Raw genomic sequence first — 19,061 nt, 5'->3', positions numbered from 1 at the left:
GGGGTAATCGTATCTTTCCAGCAAATTGACACGGTCCCCCGTCGCCGGGCGCCTCTCGAGCCTAAACCGGGCCTGAGCAGCTAGGGGTTCTCAAATGACGGCACCCAGGTAGATTTGCGGTTTCGACTCCCTGGAGCATCCCGCCGTGTCGTACGCAAAACGCTTCATCGGCGTGGAGCGCCTGCCGACCAGGCTGTCCGAGTTCGACGTCCGACAAGCCTTTTGCCTGAGCAAGGACGACATCGCCGCGATCTCCGAGCGGTTCCGCCACGACCGCCGCGTCGCGGCTGCAATCCAGATGCTCTTCTTGCGGGCGAGTGGCCGCCCAATGGACAGATTCGCGTCCGTTCCAAAGATGCTGCTGCGGTCCGTTTGCGAGGCACTTGCAACTCCGGCAGTGAGCATCGCGAGCCTGAGGTCCCTGTACGAACGTCGCCAGACCCTGTACGAGCATCAGGCCTGGGCGCGCGCTTACCTGGGCCTGCAGGACCTCGACGACGCTCAGGTCGAACAGCTTGAACAAGTCCTCACAATTGCCGCGCTCGAAGCCGCCCATCCCGACGACCTGGCCGAAACCGCGCGCCTGTGGTTGTACGACCGCCGAATCGTGATCCCCGGTCCTCGACGCTTGGCGGATTGGGCGCGCAGGGCGTTCGACACCACGGAGGCGGCCATGGCCGCAACGATCGAGGCGGCGATCGGCAAGGCGGCCCTGCGCAGGGCCATCGACTGGGCCTACTCGCCCCAGGCTGGTGGGTTGATGGGCAGCCACCTTGAATGGCTCAAGACACCGCCCAAGCGTCACGCCCCAGCACGATGGTAGAGACACTGGAGAAGGTTCGCGCATTGAAGGAGCTCGGTGCGCACAACTGGGCGCTGGACCCCATTGCGCTGAGCAAGCAGCAGGCCTACGCCGCTCACGTACAGATGCGGCGGCCGTCGATGACCGCGCGCATCGAACAGCAGCGACAGACCGTGGAGATCGCTTGCTTCCTGCGCGTCACACTTTTGGAGTTGACCGACGCGGCGCTGATGCAGGCATCGCGCCGCAGCCAGGATCTATTTCGCCGCGCGGCCGAACGGGTCCAAACGGGACGATCCCGCAGCAGCGGCGCGACCTTGCAGCAGGCCATCAAGGCGAAGTCGGTACTTCACGACGAGACGAAGACCTGGCGCGACCGCGTGCTGGAGGCGCGCGCCATGTTGGACGACATCGGCGACGTATCCATGGCCACCTTTGCCTCGCAGGTGCGCAGGGCGCTGGCAGAAGACAGCCGCCGCGTTCACGCCCACCTGGCGGGTCTGCGCGACATTGACTTTGCTGGGACGCCCGGGGACACCGGCTACGAACAGTGGCAAGCTTGGTCGATGTTGCAGGCGCTGAACACCAAAGAGGTCCCACCGGATTTCGAGCTGCCACCGGTGGGTGCGGCCTGGAGCGCAATCGTCAGCGACCTGGATCCACAATCCCGCTACCGCGCATTCGAGGCCAGCACGATGATGGCCCTGCGCAAGAGCCTGCGCCGTGGCAGCGCCTGGGTGAACCATTCGATCACCTTCCGCGCCCGCGAATCGATGCTCCTGGCGGACAAAGACTGGACAAGCACCAGGGAACAACACCATCAGATCCTCGGCCTGCCGGTGCAGGCGATGGCGTTTCTGGAGCCTATCCTGGCCGGCATGTCCGTGGGCCTGTCGGCGCTGGCCGAGGCCGCCGATCAGGGACACGTGGAGATCGGCGCCGACAAGCTGCTGCACCTGCCGCCGATTCGTCCGCTGGACGAAGAGGTCGAGCCGCGAAAGACAAGGGAGGCCGTCTTCAAACACATTGGCCAGGTGCAGCTTCCAGACCTACTGATGGAGGTCGACGCGGCGACGCATTTCAGCGAGGCGTTGCTGGCCCGCCGACCCTCGTCAAGCAACGAGCTGTTGGCCGCTTATGGCGCCCTCCTTGCCCACGGCACCGACATCGACGCCAAGGGCGTGGGCTCGATGATCCCGGGCATCGACGCGGCGCACATCGCCACGGCGATGCGGGCCATTGAGTTCAGCGGCAGGCTGCGCCGGGCCAACGAACGTGTCTCGGAGTACCAGAACGCCGTGCCGATCGCCGCTTTGTGGGGTGACGGCAGCAAGGGTTCGGCCGACATGATGGCCTTGGACGCCAGCCGGCACTTGTGGACAGCACGGGTGGACCCGCGGCGGCGCACGTATGCCGCCGGCATGTACACGCACGTTCGCGACCGCTGGGGTTTGTTCTACGACCAGCCCATTGTGCTGAACGAACGACAGGCCGGCGTGGCCGTCGAGGGTGTCGAGCAGCACAACCGCGCCGAGGACCGCATCCGCATCTCGTTGCTGGCCGTGGATACGCATGGCGTCACGAACGTGGCCATGGCGATCGCCAAGCTGCTGGGTTTCGACCTGTGCCCGCGTCTGCAGGACCTGAGGGAGCGCAAGCTGTTCGTGCCCAGGGGGTGGCCGGTGCCGGAGAGCCTGGAAGTCGTCACCGTGCGCAGGATATCGGTCAAGGCGATCGAGCGTGGATGGGACGACCTGGTGCGCCTGGTCGCCTCCATTCGGGCCGGCAAGGTTTCTGCGGCGCATGCCATCCACGGCCTGGGCTCGGCCGCCGTCGGCGATCCGCTGCATCGCGCCGCGGAACACCTGGGGCGCTTGCTGCGAACGCTGTTCTTGTGCGACTACCTGGCCATCCCGGACTATCGGCGCGAGATTCACACGCTGCTCAACCGAGGCGAATCGGTGCACCAGTTGCAACGAGCGATCCACGGCGGACACGTGGCGCATGACCGAGGCCGGCGGCGGCAGGAGATGGTGGCCATCTCAGGCGCTCATGCGCTGCTGACCAACATCGTGCTGGCCTGGAACACGAACCGCATGGACGGCGTCGTGGCCCGCCTCAAAGGTGATGGCGTCGGGATCGAGGAGGACTGGTTGCGGCGAATCGGGCCGGCGCACTTCTCGCACATCAACTTCCGCGGCACGTTCAGGTTCAACCTCGAGAGGTATGCGGACGTGCTGGTCGAGCGCGCTGCCGGCAGGGTGGCAGCCCAGCCTGACCGATGAAGCGTGACCCCGCTGGTGGACCGAACCGGAACCGGCTGCGGACGTGGAACGTCGGCAAAGGGGCGATGCGCTGACCCGTCGGCTGGGGCCGCGCTTTGTGCAGCTGACGACCCCGAGCTGTAATCCAAAGCATTCAAAGAAGCGCCCGGAAGTGGACTCAGAAGGCGCCGTGTGCCGAAAGCCTTGGTGTAATGCGCCACCAAGTAGATGCGCATCCATGGGGACTCGAGACACATCGTCGATAAGATTGCGTGAGGATCCAGCTACCGACCGCGGTCACGACTAAAGGCCTTCCGCTATCATGAAGGCGTTGGTGCTCGCTTTGGCTTTCCAGCCAAAGCAGTTCAACGGGAATCAGGAAGGGCAGCGCCGTAGTTCAAAGCGGATCTGCGGCACCGCCCCAACCTGAGCTGCCCCCGCAACGGTAAGCGGACGTGAGCCTTGTGCTCACCGCTCGTGTCTACAACCCACTGGGTGCGCGCTGCGAAAGCGGTGTCGCCTGGGAAGGGAACACGAGTCGTCTCCGCCAGCCCGGATACCGGCCAACGAGGCGGTGCGCCGTGTAGACGGCGCACCTTGAGGTGCGTGCCCGCGGGGAAGCGGGCGAGCACGGTTGGCACGGCGGTTCCATCATGGCTCGTATTCTCTTCAGGTCGCATTCGGCCTTCGTCATGCTGCGCTGCTGTGGGCGTTGAGGCCTGCACATGCACGAGCTGATCCTCGGCGGCGGCAAGAGCGGCAAGTCTCGTTGTGCGGAGTTGCGCGCGAAAGACTGGCTGCAAGTTTCCGGGCAACGCGCGCTGTTGATCGCGACGGCAACGCCCGGTGACGACGAGATGCGCGAACGCATCGCGCGTCACCGTGAGCAGCGCGCGTTGCACGTCCCGGATCTGCAGACCCTGGAAGTGTCAGACGATCTGCCGGCTGCGTTGCGCGAGTGGTGCGCACCCCAGAGGCTCGTGATCGTCGACTGCCTGACCGTGTGGTTGACGCAGCGATTGATGCCGATGGTGGGGCCGCGGCTGGATGAGCCGACCTGGCTTCAGCAGCAGGCGGACCTGTGCGATGCCCTGCGCAATGCAATGGGGCCTGTGGTACTGGTGTCCAACGAGATCGGCATGGGCGTGGCACCGCTGGGCAGTGAGGTGCGCCGCTATCTTGATGCGCTGGGCACACTGCACCAGCTCGTGGCCACCTTCTGCGAGCGCGTCACGCTGATGGTGGCCGGCATCGAGATGAAGGTGAAGGAATGACCGCGACCAACGCTTTGCGTTGCTGCGCGCTGCTACCCGCCTGCGGGTCGAAACACACAAACACCGGGGCGCCCAGGGGCGCAGTGCCACGGTCGCAATAGCCCGCCAGCCCACTCACCCAAGGAACCATTCATGAACATGCCGACCTACGTTCCCGCTTCAACGCCCACCCACACCGCGGTGCGCGGTGTGTTGCGCCAACTCGCTGCTGCCGGGGCACTCGGCATGGCGGTGCTGTACGGCGTCGCGTTTGCCGACAGTCCGCTGGCGCACAACGCTGCGCACGACGTGCGCCACATCACCGTCAAACCCTGCCACTGACAGGAGACTGCCATGTTGTTCCAACGTTTGATCTGGTGTGCGCTAGTCGCAGCCCTGTTCGTCGGCAGCGTGCAGTTCGCGGTGCAGCGCTGGCAGGCGGTGCCCCTCATCCTGGCCGCCGAGGTGTTCGAAGACCAAAAAGCCGCGCCGGTGGCGGCGGTGGCGCACGAACATGCTGCCGCTGCCGAGAATGAACACCATCACGATGACGCTGCCTGGGAGCCCGCTGCTGGCACCGAGCGCAGCACCTGGACGTGGGTGGCGAATGTGCTGCACGCCTTCAGCCTGGCGCTGCTGGTATTCGTGGTGATGGCGCTGTGGGTCTGGAAGCGTGGCAACGCCACTCCGGCACTGCGGGTCGCGGCGGTGGTATCCGCGGCCGGTTGGCTGAGCCTGCATCTGTGGCCCTCGCTCGGCTTGCCGGCCGAAGTGCCGGGCATGGAGGTCGCGCCGCTGCACGCGCGTCAGGCCTGGTGGCTGTTGGCAGTGGTGTGTTCGGCCTCTGCGTTCGCGACGCTCGGCTTCGCATCGTCTCGCTGGCGCTGGCCGGTCGCTGCGGTGCTGCTGGCCGTGCCCTTCGTCGTCGGAGCGCCCGAACTCGAAGGCGACGCGCTCGCCGGCTACAGCGGCGAAGCGCATGCCAGCCTGCTGAAGCTGGGGCATGACTTCATCTGGGCCACCACCTGGGCCTCGCTGTCGTTCTGGTTCACGATGGCCGCAGTCGCGGGCCCGCTGTTCGCGCGCTGGTTGAAGCCGCACTTGCTTGTTGTATTGGGCGCATCGAACCCGGCATCGGCCAGCGCGGCTGAAGCAGCGCGGTGACCCCCGGAAAGATCATGTCAAGGGACCGAGCTTGTCTGTTGGCTTCTCGACCATGATTGTTTCCCCCTGCCTGGAGGCGCGTCCATGCCCGGCCTTGCTGGTCACGGCCCCGGCTTCGGGCCAGGGCAAGACCACCGTCACCGCCGCGTTGGCGCACTCGCACCGCAGCCAGGGCCGGCGCGTGCGCGTCTTCAAGACAGGTCCCGACTTCCTGGATCCGATGGTGCTGGAATGCGCCAGCGGCGCGCCGGTGCAGCAACTCGACCTGTGGATGGGCGGCGCCGCGCACTGCGCCGGGCTGCTGCACAGCGCGGCGGCGCAGGCTGACCTGATCCTGGTCGAAGGCGTCATGGGTCTGCACGATGGCACGCCGTCGAGTGCCGATCTGGCCCTGCACTTCGGGTTGCCAGTGCTGGCGGTGATCGATGCCTCGGCGATGGCGCAAACCTTCGGCGCCGTAGCCCACGGGCTGGCCACCTACCGCCCGGGCTTGCGGCTGACCGGCGTGCTGGCCAATCGCGTGGGCAGCGCCGGACACGCGCAGATGCTGCACGAGAGCCTGCCTGCCGGCATTGCCTGGTACGGCGCGCTGCCCCGCGGCGAGCACTACGCGCTGCCATCGCGCCACTTGGGTCTGGTTCAGGCTGGCGAGGTGGGCGACATGGCCCAGCGCATCGCGGCCGCCGCCCAGGCGCTGGGCGACAGCGGCGCGCTGCCGATGCCGCCGGCCGTGGACTTCGACGCGCCTCCAACCTCGGCATCGGCAGCACTGCCGTCCACGTTGGCCGGAGTCACCATCGCCATTGCCCGGGACGCGGCCTTCTCGTTCCTCTACCGCTCCAACCTCGACACGCTGCGTGCCCTGGGTGCCGAGCTGTGCTTCTTCTCTCCGCTGGCCAACCAGCCGGTGCCGGCCGGGGCCCATGCGCTGTACCTGCCCGGCGGTTACCCCGAACTGCACCTGCCAGCGCTGGCGGGCAACACCGCATCTCGCGAATCCATCTGCGCCCACCACGCGGCCGGTCGGCCGCTGGTGGCCGAGTGCGGCGGCATGTTGGCGCTGCTGGAGTCGCTCACCGACGCCGCTGGCCACAGAGCGCCGATGCTGGGCTTGCTGCCCGGCCAAGGGGCAATGGCGGACCGCCTCGTCAACCTCGGTATGCACAGCCTGGCGCTGCCCGAAGGCGAGGTGCGTGGGCACACCTTCCACCACGCGCGCATCGACGTGCGCTTGCCTGCCGCGCTGCACACGCAGGCCCAGCGGCACCACGGCCAGCCTGAACCGGTGTTCCGCAAAGGGCGGCTGTTCGCGTCGTTCATGCACCTGTATTTCCCGAGCAATCCGGCGGCCGTCGCTGCGTTGTTCAAACCCTAATCGCCGGCCGCTGCCGCAACTCGCCCCGCAACCATGGACATCGAAGCCCCACCTCTGCTGCGTGACACGCCCAAGCCACAAGGCGAGCGGCGTGGCCTGGTCATCGTTCACACCGGCACCGGCAAGGGCAAGAGCACGGCCGCGTTCGGCCTGGCTTTGCGCGCCTTCGGTCGAGGTAAAACGGTGAAGGTCTATCAGTTCATGAAAGTGCCCTCGGCGCGCTTCGGCGAGCACCGCTTGTTCGAGCAACTGGGCATGCCCATAGAAGGCCTGGGCGACGGCTTCAGCTGGAAGAGCCGCGACCTCGAGCATTCGGCCGAGCTGGCCCGCGCCGGCTGGGCCCGGGCCGAGGCCACGGTGCGCGCGGGCGAGCACTTCATGGTGGTGCTCGACGAGATCATGTACCCGCTGCGCTATGGCTGGATGCCGCTCGAGCCTGTGCTGGCCTGCCTGCGCGAGCGACCGCCGCACGTGCATGTGGTCCTCACCGGCCGCAACGCGCCGGACGAGCTGATCGCCCTGGCCGACACGGTGACCGAGATGACGCTCATCAAGCACCACTTCAAAGCCGGCGTGCCGGCGCAGCGTGGCATCGAGGACTGATCGCCTCACCACCACGACCCGCACCCAACCAACACCTCCAGGAACCGCACCATGCAGACCCGCAAGATCCCCGCCACCATCGTCACTGGCTTCCTCGGCAGCGGCAAGACCACCCTGCTGCGCCACCTGCTTCAAAACGCCCAGGGCCGACGCATCGCCGTCATCGTCAACGAGTTCGGTGAGCTCGGAATCGACGGTGAACTGCTGCGCGGCTGCGGCATCGGCTGCGACGAGGCCGGCGCGCCCAACGGGCAGTTGTTCGAGCTGGCCAACGGCTGCCTGTGCTGCACCGTGCAGGAAGAATTTGCGCCGGTGATGGAACAACTGGCCGCGCGGCGCGAGCAGATCGACCACCTCGTCATCGAGACCTCGGGCCTGGCCTTGCCCAAGCCGCTGGTGCAGGCCTTCCAGTGGCCGGCGCTGCGCAACGCCTTCACGGTCGATGCAGTGATCACGGTGGTGGATGCGCCCGCCGTGGCCGCTGGCCGCTTTGCCGACGACCCGGTGGCGGTGGATGCCCAGCGCCGTGCCGACGGCAACCTCGACCACGACTCGCCGCTGGCCGAACTGTTCGAAGACCAGCTCGCCACCGCCGACCTGGTCGTGGTGCACAAGACGGACGGCCTGGACGCCGCCGCCCTGGCCGGCGTCGAAGCCACCATCCGCATCGAAACCGCGCCCGGCGTGAAGCTGGTGCATGCACAGCACGGTCGCATCGACCTGGGTGTGCTGCTGGGCCTGGAGCGCGCGGTGGAAGATGCGATCGACCAGCGCAAGACCCACCACGACGAGGAGGAGGACCACGACCACGACGCCTTCGACTCGGTCTCGGTGAGCTTGCAAGTCCCCGACCGTGAACGCCTGCTGGTCGCCTTGCGCAGCCTGGTCGAGCGCCACGAGATCTACCGCGCCAAGGGCTTCGTCGCGCTGCCCGGCGCTGCAATGCGGCTGGTGGTGCAAGGCGTGGGCTCGCGCTTCGACAGTTATTTCGATCGGCCCTGGCGCGTCGACGAAACCCGGCAGTCGCGCCTAGTCTTGATCGGTGCCGAGCTGGATGCGGCGGTCTTGCAGGCCGAACTGGACGGTGAGTTGGCGGCGACCGCTGCAGCCTGACGCACCCAACCCCGAAGCCATCGAAGCCACTTTAAGCAGCCCATGCACCTGCTGTCTACCCGCCCCGGCGGCCACATTGAAGACGGTGGCCAGGGCGTGGTGCGGGTGGCGCAGACGCCCGGCTCGGTGGTGGTGCTGAGCGCCGCCGACACCACCCTGTCGCTGCTGGCCGACGTCGCGGCGCAGCTCGGCCCCGACTACCCCAGCGTGCGCCTGGCCAACCTGATGTGGCTGCGCCAGCCGGCCTCGGTGGACCTGTACGTCGATGATGTGCTGCGCCATGCCCGCGTGCTGGTAATCGATCACTTGGGCAGCCCGAGCGACTGGGCCTACGTGGTGGAGCGCGCGACCTCGCTGGCACGCGAGCGCGGCTTGTGGTTGGCGATGTTCTCGGGCGATGCCTTCGAAGACACGCAGCTGCTGCTGCGTAGCTCCGCACCGCAAGACGATTGCCGGCATTTGTGGCGCTGCCTGCGCGAAGGCGGGCGCGACAACGCGCAGGCCTTCTTCTCGCTCATCGGCCATGCCGCGTTCGGCCTGGGCGGCCGGCCGCCGCTACCGGTCCCCTTGCCTTCGGCGGTGCACTATCGACCGCAAGATGCTGCCAGCCGGTCCGCGTGGACATCCGGTGCGCCGGTGGCACTGCTGCTGTTCTACCGCGCGCATTTGCAAGCCGGCAACACGGCGGTGTTCGATGCGATGCTGCGTGCGCTGGCCTCCGCCGGCCTGAACGCGCTGGCGCTCGCAGTGGATTCACTCAAGAACCCGGACAGCCATGCGGCAGTGCAAGCCCTGGTGGCTGAGCACCGCGTGGCCATCGTGCTGAACGCGACGAACTTCGCCGTGGCGGCTATCGATGGCGGCACCCATGGCGACGGCGACACTTCATCCGCCGCGTTGGCCGGTGACGCACCTGTGCTCCAACTCATCACCGCCGGCTGCTCGCAAGCGCAGTGGCTGGCCGACCCGCACGGCCTGGCGCCGCGCGACTTGGCGATGCAGGTGGTGCTGCCCGAGGTCGATGGCCGCATCCTCACTCGCGCAATCAGCTTCAAGGGGCTGGCCTGGCGCTGCGAGCACACCCAGCTCGACGTGATCCGCTACGAAGCGGAGCCCGAGCGCATGGCCTTCGTGGCCGAACTCGCGCGCCGCTGGTGCGTGCTGCGCGACAAGCCCAATGCCGACAAGCGCATCGCGCTGATCCTTGCCAATTACCCCATCGACGATTCGCGCATCGCCAACGGCGTGGGGCTGGACACACCGGCTTCCACCGTAGCCGTTCTTCGGGCCTTGCAGGCTGCCGGCTACGCCTGTGGCGATCTGCCTGACAGCGGCGATGCCCTGATCGCCGCGCTGCTGCGCGGCATCACCAACGACCACAGCGCCAACGACGCACGCCCGGCCGCGCAGAGCTTCTCCCTGCCCGACTACCTGGAAGACTTCGATCGGCTTCCCACCGACAGCCGCGCCGCCGTCATCGCGCGCTGGGGCGCGCCCGAGCACGATCCAACGTTGCGCAGCGGCCGCTTCATGATTGCCGGGCTGCGCTTCGGCCACGTCTTTGTTGGCATACAGCCGGCCCGCGGGCGCGACATGGACCTGGCGGCGACTTACCACGACGCCGATCTGGTGCCGCCGCACCACTACCTGGCCTTCTACTTCTGGCTGCGCCGCGCCTTCCAGGTGGATGCGGTGGTTCACGTGGGCACGCATGGCAACCTCGAATGGCTGCCGGGCAAGAGCGTTGCACTGAGTGCGGCCTGCTGGCCTGATGCCATCCTCGGCCCGCTGCCGCACCTCTACCCCTTCATCGTCAACGACCCCGGCGAAGGCAGCCAGGCCAAGCGGCGCACCCAGGCCGTCATCATCGACCACCTGATGCCGGCGATGACGCGCGCCGAAACCTACGGCCCGCTGCAACAGCTCGAGCGGCAGATGGACGAGTATTACGAGGCCCTGTCGCTCGACCCGCGGCGCGCACGGCGGCTGCGTGAAGACATGCTCGACCGGGTTCTGCGCGAAGGCCTGCACGAAGAACTGGGTGTCACGCGGCCCGCCGATGACACAGCGCGTGAAGGCTTGCTCGAGCGCCTGGACGCCTACCTGTGCGAGATCAAGGAATCACAGATCCGCGACGGGTTGCACACCCTCGGCAGCTCGCCGCAGGGACGCCAGCGCGTCGACACGCTGATCGCGCTGGCGCGTTTTCCGGAGGCAAAGCGGCAGGCCAGCAGAGCCTGCTGGTGGCGCTGGCGCAAGACCTGCAGATCGAGGGCGTGGACGGCTTCAACGCACTCAGCCCCGACTGGGCCGCGCCGTGGAGCGGCCCGCGTCCGCACCTTCTGCAGGAGCTCAGCCCCGAGGCGTGGCGCCACGCCGGCCACACACGTGAGCGGCTGGAATTGCTGGCCGCGGGCATGGTGGCGGAGCACGTGGTGGCAGATCACGTATTGGCGGATCAAGCGAGCGCCGGCGCTGTGCCCGAGGCATTCGACGACACGGGTTGGCCCCACACCGCGCCGGTACTGCAACGGCTGCGCGAGGTGCTACGCCCACGGCTCGACGCCTGCGGCCCGCAGGAGATGGCGCAACTGCTGCGCGGCCTGGCCGGCCGTTTCGTGCCACCCGGCCCCAGCGGCGCGCCGTCGCGCGGCCGGCCCGACGTGCTGCCCACCGGGCGCAATTTCTACTCGGTGGACACCCGCGCCGTGCCCACCCCTACTGCCTACGCAATGGGCGCGGCCGCCGCCGAACGGGTGATCGAACGCCACCTGCAGGACCATGGCGAGATGCCTGGCGCGGTGGGCTTGTCGGTCTGGGGCACGAGCACCATGCGTACCGGGGGTGAAGACGTGGCGCAGGCGTTCGCGCTGCTCGGCGTGCGGCCGAAGTGGGCCGACGGCAGTGCGCGGGTGATCGACATCGAGGTGCTGCCGATGGCTATCCGCAACCGGCCCCGGGTGGACGTGACCTTGCGCGTGTCGGGTTTTTTCCGCGACGCCTTCCCGAACGTGATCGACTTGTTCGACACCGCCGTGCGCGCCGTGGCCGCCATCAGCGAGGCCGACGAGCCTGACGACGTGAACCCGATCCGCGCCCGCGTGCAGCGCGAAGCCGCCGAGGCGCGGGCTGCCGGCCGGAGCGAGGACGACGCGCAACGCCAGGCCACCTGGCGCGTCTTCGGCCCACGCCCGGGCGGCTACGGCGTGGGCGTGCAGGAGGTCTTGAACAGCGGGCGGTGGCAAGACGGCACCGACATCGCTCAGGCCTACCTGCAGGCCGGTGCCTTCGCCTACGGGCAGGGCGGGCACGGCGCTGCCGCGCGTCAGCCCTTCGAGCAGCGGCTGGCACGGCTCGACGCGGTGCTGCACAACCAGGACAACCGCGAGCACGACGTGCTCGACGCTGCCGACCACGCCCAGTTCCAGGGCGGCATGGCAGCGGCAGTGCAGCACTTGGCTGGCGCTCCGGCGGCGCTGTACCACGGCGATTTCAGCGTGCCGGGGTCGCCGCGCATCCGCACGCTGCGCGAGGAGGTCGCGCGTGTGGTGCGCGCGCGCGCCGTCAACCCCAAGTGGCTAGATGGCGTGCGCCGTCACGGCTACAAGGGCGCGTCCGAGATCGCCACCACGGTGGACAACCTGTTCGCCTACGGCGCCACCACCGGCGTGGTGGGCGACCACCAGTACGCGCTGGTGGCCGACGCCTACCTGCACGACGACGCTACGCGCGAGTTCCTACAGCAGCACAACCCACTGGCGCTGCGCGGCATCGGCGAGAGGCTGCTGGATGCGATGCAGCGCGGGCTGTGGCAAGCGCCTGGCGATCATCGCGAGCGCATCGAACACCACCTGCTGGCGCTGGAACGCCGGCTCGAAGAACACGGCGAAGGGCCTCTCTGATGACTCCCGGCATGACACCCGCATCGACTGCTGCATCCATGTCCGGCACATCCACCGTGACCATCGAGGCCGCCACCCAAGCGGCCTTCCCCTTCAGCGCGCTGATTGGTCAGCCTGAGCTGCAACGAGCGCTGCTGCTCGCGGCCATCGACCCGGGCATCGCCGGCGTGCTTATCAGCGGCCCGCGCGGCACCGCCAAGTCCACTGCCGCACGGGCGCTGGCAGCGCTGCTGCCGTCGGTGTCCCCGTCACTTCCCGCACCCTTCATCACGCTGCCGCTGGCTGCAAGCGTGGAGCAACTGGTGGGCACGCTGAACGTGGAAGACGTGCTGCGCGACGGCCGGCTGCGCCTCGCACCCGGCCTGCTGGCGCGCGCCCACCACGGCGTGCTGTATGTCGATGAAGTCAACTTGCTGCCCGATGCGCTGGTCGATGCGCTGCTCGACGTGGCCGCCAGCGGCGTCAACACCGTCGAGCGCGACGGCATCTCGCAGCAGCATGCCGCACGCTTCGTGCTGGTGGGCACGATGAACCCTGAAGAAGGCGACCTGCGCCCGCAGCTGCTGGACCGCTTCGGCCTGTCGGTGGCGCTGGTCAACCCGGCCAACGCCGAGCAGCGCACGGCGATTCTGCGTGCCCGCCTGGGCTTCGATGAGCACCCGCTCGCGGCGGCGGAACAGCATGCTGGCGAGCAAGCCCGTCTGGCCGATGCCATTTCCGCCGCGCGTGCGGCGCTGCCGCGTTTGACCTGGCCCGATGCGGTGCTGCACCGTGCCGCAAGCTGCGCGCTGGCCGCGGGCGTGGACGGCATGCGGGCCGATCTGGTGATGCTGCGCGCGGCGCGTGCGCTGGCGGCCTTCGAGGGCCGCACCGAGGTGACGCCGGCCGATGTGGATGCGGTGGCGGAACTGGCTCTGGCGCACCGCCGGACGGAGGGCACGGGCGCCTCTGCGCCGAAGCCGCAAGCGGACCGGCATCCAGCGCCACCGATGGCAGCGAATCAGCGTGCCGACCGCCTACATCGCGACCCACCGGCCAACCCGGCACCGGAGGGAGATTGGGGCGCGCTGCCGCCGCGCCCCGAAGCCACCACGCGCGTGCTGTCTCTGGGAGGCTGGCATGAAAAAAAAGCCTGAGCCACCGCAGCCGCCACCCGCGCCCAGGGCAAGGCGGTCTGCGGTGGCCCGCCCCGCCTCCTCATCTGCGGCCGGCAGCCCCAACGCGCCACGTCGCGAGGCAAACATGTGCCGCGATCGCCTGGCTACCCAGCTTGCTCGCCAAGGGCCCGCAGCCGCTGCAACGGGCGCACCTGCGCCACACGCTGCGGGTCGCGCAACCGGCCCGCTTGCACCTCATCGTGCTCGACACCTCGGGCTCGATGCGCCAGCGCGGGCGGCTGGCGCTGGCCAAGGGGCATGCCACGTGGCTGATCGAGCAGGCGGCGCGCGCCGGCGACGACGTGGCACTGCTGTGCTTCGGGGGCCAGGGCGTGGAACTGCGGCTGCCACCCGGCCGGGCGCGTGCCGCCGGCGGTGCGCAGGTGCGGCCTCTGGGCGGCGGTGGTGGCACACCGCTGACGCATGCATTGGCTCAGGCCGAGCAGGTGCTGCGCCGCGCCGCGCGCCGCAACGGCCCAGCCGAATCGTGGCTGTGGCTGTTGACCGATGGCCGCACGTTGGAACAACCGGCCGCACCCCAGGCCGCGCAACGCATCGTCATCGTCGACTTCGACGAACCGGCGCGCGCCATCGGCCGCTGCGCCGCCTGGGCGATGCGCTGGGGTGCGGAACACCGCCGGGCAAGCCGGCCTGAATGAGCCCTGAATGGAACCCTGAAGAGCCCTCTTGAGCCCTGAAGCACCGTACCCCATGCCCACCGCACCCGTCACCGAAATCATCGTCTGCACCACCTGTCGGCCCGCAGGCGCATCGCGCGAGCTGCCGCCCTCCGGCCAGGCCTTGCTCGAGGCCGTCCAGGCCCTGCAAACCGAAGGCCGGGCTGCCGGCCTGCACGTGCGCGGCATCGCCTGCATGAGCGGCTGCGCCCGATCCTGCACGGTTGCGCTGCAAGCCCCAGGCAAGCCCACGTACTACTTCGGCGATCTGGCCGCCGATGCAGAAACTGCCGCGCAGGTGCTGGCCTGTGCGCGCCTGCACGCGCACAGCGCCGACGGCGCGCTGCCCCGCAACGAGCGCCCGGAACGCCTTCGCAGCGGCATCCTTGCCAAGCTGCCGCCATGCCTGCCGGCAGTGATGGCCTGAACCCGGTGGACTGCACGATGCCCGCCGCATTGCTGGTCGCCTGGACGCTGGACGCGGCCGTCGGTGAACCGCCCAACGCCCTGCATCCTGTTGCCTGGCTGGGCCGGCTGCTCGGGCCGCTCGGTCAGCGGCTGTGCGCTTGGCGCCGCGTGCCGGCGTTCATCGGCGGCGCGCTGGCATGGGGAGTCATCGCCGCCGCGCTGGCTGTCATGGCCCACGGCGCCGAAAGCGCGGTCCCCGCCTTGCCGTGGGCAGCCGGCGCCTTGCTGCTCGCACTGGCGCTCAAACCCTGCTTCGCATGGCGCATGCTGCGCGACGAGGTTCAGGCGGTCGAGCACGCGCTGGCGCAGTCGCTGGAAGCGGGCCGCGAACGGGTGTCGCGCTTGGCCAGCCGCAACGTGAGCGCGATGAACCAAGCCGAGATCCGCGAGACGGCCATTGAGACCCTGGCCGAGAATCTGAACGATTCGGTGGTGGCACCGCTGTTCTGGTTCGCGGTCGCGGGCCTGCCCGGCGCGGTGGTCTACCGCTTTGCCAACACCGCCGATGCGATGTGGGGCTACCGAGATCGCTACGAATGGGCGGGCAAGTTCGCGGCGCGGGCCGACGACCTGCTGTCTTGGCTGCCGGCGCGCTTGACCGCGCTGCTGCTGTGGCCTGCCTTGCAGGACTGGCCCCTGTTGCGCATCGAAGCCGCGCGCACGCCGTCGCCGAATGGCGGCTGGCCGATGGGCGCGATGGCGCTGCGCCTGGGTGTGCGTTTGCGCAAGCCAGGGGTTTATGCACTGAACGGGCAGTCGCCGTCACCGTCGGCTGCCGACACGGCCAAAGCGCTGCGCATCGCCTCGCGGGCCGCATGGCTGGCGATGGCGGCAGCGGTCCTGGCTTGTGCAGGGAGATCGATGTGAGGGCGGCCACCATCGCCCGCCCGCACGGCGGCCCCGACGCCCAGGGCCCCGTCCGCTGGGATTTCTCCACCAACGTCAACGCCGCAGGCCCCTGCCCGCAGGCCGTGCAGGCGCTGGCCCGAGCTGACGCCACCCGCTACCCCGACCCCGGCTACCACGCGCTGCGCCAGCGCTTGGCGGTGTGGCATGGCGTCGACGAGCGACGCATCCTGCTCGCGGCCAGCGCGAGCGAGTTCATCCAGCGCATCACGGCCGTAGGCCAGCGGCTCGCACCCGGGCCGGTTGCCGTGCCAGCGCTGGCCTATGGCGACTACGCGGTGGCGGCACAGGCCTGCGGCCGCGCCGTGGTGCGCACCGAAGACGCCACCGCCACGCTGCGCTGGTGCGCCGATCCCGGCAGCCCGCTGGGCCAGGACGCCGCGCCGCCGCACGACCCGGGGGCCACGCCCACGGTGCTGGACGCGGCGTATGCGCCGCTCCGGCTCAGTGGCGCGCCGCGCTGGGCTAGCGACGCCGAGGATGCCGTGTTCCGGCTCTACAGCCCGAACAAGGCGTTGGGCCTGCCGGGCGTCCGCGGTGCCTATGCCATCGCACCGGCGGGTGCAGCATGGCCACTGCAAACCTGGTGCGATACGCTGCACGCCGCCGAACCCTCCTGGCCGCTGGGTGCCCACGCCGTCGGCTTGCTCGAATGCTGGACCGAACCGGCCACCCAAGCCTGGCTGGCCGATGCGCGCATCACACTGCGCACCTGGACAGACTCACTGCGCGCCGGGCTGGCAGACCTGGGCCTGCAACCTGCGCCCAGCGTGACACCGTTTCTTTGCGCGCACCGGCCGGCCGCGATTCAGCCCGCGGCCCTGCGGCGCCACGGCCTGGCCGTGCGGGACACCACCTCGTTTGGCCTGCCGGGTTGGATGCGCGTTTCGGCGCAGCCGCCGGAGGCGCTCGAAGCGCTGCACAGCGCCTTGCGGCTGCTGGCCACCGATCACCACCCTGTCTCCACTTCCGTCGAAACGGCGCACCCATGATCCCCAACATCCCTGAATTGGACGACGCAACGCTGCGCAGCGCGCTGCAGGCCCGTGTCGATGGCAAGACCAAACCGCTGGGCTCCCTGGGCCGGCTCGAAACGCTAGCCGTCCAGATCGGCTGCATCCTTGGTACCAGCAGCCCACGCCTGGATCAGCCCCAACTCGTGGTCTTTGCGGCCGACCACGGCTTGGCAGCGCAAGGCGTCTCGGCCTATCCGAGCGACGTGACCTGGCAGATGGTGGAGAACTTCCTCGCCGGTGGCGCGGCGGTCAGCGTGCTGGCACGCCAGCATGGCCTGGCCCTGACGGTGGTGGACGCTGGCGTGCGCCACGACTTCGCGCCCCGGCCCGGCCTGGTGCAACGCAAGATCGGTCCCGGCACCGCCGATGCGCTGGCCGGCCCGGCGATGAGCGAAGCGCAATGCGCTGCGGCCATCACCGCCGGCCGCGAGGTGGTGCAGGCCCTGCCTGGCAACGCGCTGCTCATTGGCGAGATGGGCATCGGCAACACTTCGGCCGCGGCGCTGCTGCTGGCGCGCCTAACGGATCAGTCCATCGAGCTGTGTGTCGGCCGCGGCACGGGGCTGGACGATGCCGGCCTGGCGCGCAAGGTGCGCGTGCTGCGCGACGTGTTGGCGCGTCACGCCCAAGCGACCGCACCGCTCGCCGCACTGGCGGCCTTCGGCGGCTTCGAGATCGCGATGATGTCCGGCGCGGTGCTGCAGGCAGCGCTCGAGCGCCGGGTGATCGTCGTCGACGGATTCATCGCCAGCAGCGCCGTTCTCATCGCGGCTCGCCTGCAGCCCACGGTGCTGTCGCGCTGCGTCTTCGCCCATTGCTCCGACGAAGCCGGCCATGCGCTGATGCTTCGCGCCCTGGAGGCGCAACCGCTGTTGACCCTGGGCCTGCGGCTGGGCGAGGGTTCGGGCGCTGCGCTGGCCTGGCCGCTGCTCGATTCAGCTTGCCGGCTGCTGGGCGAGATGGCCAGCTTCGAGTCGGCCGGCGTGAGCCGTCAGTCCGATCCCGAACCCGGCGCCGACCCGTCGCGATGACACAAGAGCTGCGTCTGTTCTTCATCGCGCTGCAGTTCCTGACGCGCGTGCCGGTGCCGCGCCGCCTGGGCTTCGAGCCCGCCTGGCTGCAGGCCTGCCTGCGCCACTTTCCGCTGGTCGGAGCCTGCGTCGGGGCCTGGGCAGCGGCGATATTCTGGTTCGCGCTGCTGCTGTGGCCTCCACTGGTGGCCTCCACCGTCAGCCTGGTGGCAACGGTATGGCTGACCGGCGCTTTCCACGAAGACGGCCTGGCCGACACCTGCGATGCGCTGGGTGGCGCGGTGAGCCGCGAACGCGCGCTTGCCATCATGAAGGACTCGCGCATCGGCAGCTACGGTGCGGTGGCGCTGGTGCTGGCCCTGGTGCTGAAGGTGACGGCGGTGGCGGGCCTGGCGAGCGCCGCGCAGACCGATGGCCTGGCATGGGCAGCCATGGCCTTGATCTGGTCGCACGCGGTGTCGCGCGCCGCCCCGGTGTGGCTGGTGTGGCGTCTGCCCTATGCCGGCGATGCCGAGCACGCGAAGGCCAAGCCATTGGCCACGCGGGCGAGCGGCCGCGGCTTGGGCTTCGCGCTGGTCTGGGTCGGGGTCGCCAGCGGTGCAGCCGTGTGGGTCACGGTCTGGACCGAGGCTTCTTCCTGGACGGCTGCGCTTTGGGTGGCCCTGTCTGCCCTGGCGGCATGCGCATCGGCCACGCTGTGTTGCGCGCGCTGGCTGCACCACCGGCTGGGCGGTTTCACCGGCGACACGCTGGGCGCCACGCAGCAGATCGTCGAATTGGTCGGCCTGTTGACCTGGCTCGCCTGGTTGCCGTTCACCGGGGGTCCCGTGCTTGAGCCTGGCGGACAGTTGTGGGTCTGGCGACACCCGCGAGCACAGGAAGCGGCGGGCCGCTGTATCGGCCGCACCGACATCGGCATCGACCGGCGGCGTGCCAAGCGGTTGGCGCACCGCATCCGCCGCGCCGCACGCCTACGCGGCCTGCCGCGACGGGTGCTGACCTCGCCGCTGCTCCGCTGCGCAGCCGTCGGGCAATGGCTGCAGCGCTGGGGCTGGCGGCACGAGCGGCTGCCCGCGTTGCTCGAAATGGACTTCGGCCGCTGGGACGGCCTGCCCTGGTCGCAGATCCCAAGGAAAGAGGTCGATGCCTGGTGTGCAGAGTTCCTACACCACCGCCCCGGCGGCGGTGAAACCCTTCACGAGCTGTTTGCGCGCGTGGCGGCCTGGCAAGCGCCCGCAGCACCCGTGGTCATCGTGGCGCACGCCGGTTGGATGCTGGCACGGCGATGGCTGGCCTGCGCGCAGCCGTTGCCCGTCCGGGCCGACCAGTG

12 protein-coding genes, 3 pseudogenes and 1 riboswitch are annotated in these 19,061 nt (G+C 69.2%); all 15 genes and pseudogenes read left to right on the top strand.

Annotated features, from left to right (window positions below; genetic code table 11):
- Nucleotides 1-145: 145 nt before the first annotated feature.
- Nucleotides 146-3,087 (top strand): annotated as a pseudogene (locus x551_RS04000) (Tn3 family transposase).
- A gap of 294 nt (nt 3,088-3,381) precedes the next feature.
- A riboswitch (cobalamin riboswitch) is annotated at nt 3,382-3,649 on the top strand.
- A 142-nt stretch (nt 3,650-3,791) separates the two neighbouring features.
- Nucleotides 3,792-4,340: a bifunctional adenosylcobinamide kinase/adenosylcobinamide-phosphate guanylyltransferase gene (locus x551_RS03995; RefSeq protein WP_031943515.1), complete on the top strand. Its 549-nt coding sequence runs from the start codon at nt 3,792-3,794 to the stop codon at nt 4,338-4,340.
- A 132-nt stretch (nt 4,341-4,472) separates the two neighbouring features.
- Nucleotides 4,473-4,661, top strand: a complete 189-nt coding sequence (locus x551_RS03990; RefSeq protein WP_031943516.1) for a CbtB domain-containing protein — start codon at nt 4,473-4,475, stop codon at nt 4,659-4,661.
- Nucleotides 4,662-4,673: 12 nt separating this feature from the next.
- Nucleotides 4,674-5,483 carry a CbtA family protein gene (locus x551_RS03985; protein ID WP_031943517.1) on the top strand — a complete coding sequence of 270 codons (810 nt, stop codon included), beginning with the start codon at nt 4,674-4,676 and terminating at the stop codon, nt 5,481-5,483.
- Between the two features lie 52 nt (nt 5,484-5,535).
- A complete protein-coding gene (locus x551_RS03980; protein ID WP_173402793.1) occupies nt 5,536-6,858 on the top strand; it encodes a cobyrinate a,c-diamide synthase in 1,323 nt (440 codons plus the stop codon).
- 33 nt (nt 6,859-6,891) lie between these two features.
- On the top strand, nt 6,892-7,461 hold the full coding sequence (cobO, locus tag x551_RS03975; RefSeq protein WP_036247622.1) for a cob(I)yrinic acid a,c-diamide adenosyltransferase: 570 nt from the start codon (nt 6,892-6,894) through the stop codon (nt 7,459-7,461).
- A gap of 51 nt (nt 7,462-7,512) precedes the next feature.
- The gene (gene cobW / locus x551_RS03970) at nt 7,513-8,574 is read left to right on the top strand and encodes a cobalamin biosynthesis protein CobW (protein WP_031943521.1); all 1,062 of its coding nucleotides are present in this window, start codon (nt 7,513-7,515) and stop codon (nt 8,572-8,574) included.
- 42 nt (nt 8,575-8,616) lie between these two features.
- Nucleotides 8,617-12,476: pseudogene (gene cobN / locus x551_RS03965) on the top strand (cobaltochelatase subunit CobN).
- A 38-nt stretch (nt 12,477-12,514) separates the two neighbouring features.
- Entirely contained in the window at nt 12,515-13,612 is a 1,098-nt protein-coding gene (locus x551_RS03960; protein WP_031943523.1) for an ATP-binding protein, read from the top strand.
- A 134-nt stretch (nt 13,613-13,746) separates the two neighbouring features.
- A complete protein-coding gene (locus x551_RS03955; RefSeq protein ID WP_031943524.1) occupies nt 13,747-14,292 on the top strand; it encodes a VWA domain-containing protein in 546 nt (181 codons plus the stop codon).
- A 52-nt stretch (nt 14,293-14,344) separates the two neighbouring features.
- Complete coding sequence (locus x551_RS03950) at nt 14,345-14,737, top strand: DUF1636 domain-containing protein (protein WP_031943525.1); 393 nt, start codon at nt 14,345-14,347, stop codon at nt 14,735-14,737.
- On the top strand, nt 14,713-15,645 hold the full coding sequence (gene cbiB, locus x551_RS03945) for an adenosylcobinamide-phosphate synthase CbiB (protein ID WP_031943526.1): 933 nt from the start codon (nt 14,713-14,715) through the stop codon (nt 15,643-15,645). The genes x551_RS03950 and cbiB overlap by 25 nt, the downstream gene beginning before the upstream one ends.
- Complete coding sequence (locus x551_RS03940; protein WP_031943527.1) at nt 15,642-16,676, top strand: aminotransferase class I/II-fold pyridoxal phosphate-dependent enzyme; 1,035 nt, start codon at nt 15,642-15,644, stop codon at nt 16,674-16,676. The genes cbiB and x551_RS03940 overlap by 4 nt, the downstream gene beginning before the upstream one ends.
- Entirely contained in the window at nt 16,673-17,731 is a 1,059-nt protein-coding gene (cobT, locus tag x551_RS03935) for a nicotinate-nucleotide--dimethylbenzimidazole phosphoribosyltransferase (RefSeq protein WP_031943528.1), read from the top strand. Before x551_RS03940 ends, cobT begins: the two co-directional genes overlap by 4 nt.
- Nucleotides 17,728-18,999: pseudogene (cobS, locus tag x551_RS28090) on the top strand (adenosylcobinamide-GDP ribazoletransferase); the annotation flags it as partial. The gene cobT and the pseudogene cobS, both read left to right, overlap by 4 nt.
- Between the last annotated feature and the right edge of the window lie 62 nt (nt 19,000-19,061).

This window comes from Methylibium sp. T29, from assembly GCF_000576205.1.
In the GTDB taxonomy this organism is placed as follows: Bacteria; Pseudomonadota; Gammaproteobacteria; order Burkholderiales; family Burkholderiaceae_C; genus Methylibium; species Methylibium petroleiphilum.
This window is presented reverse-complemented; position numbering and strand designations above follow the sequence as displayed.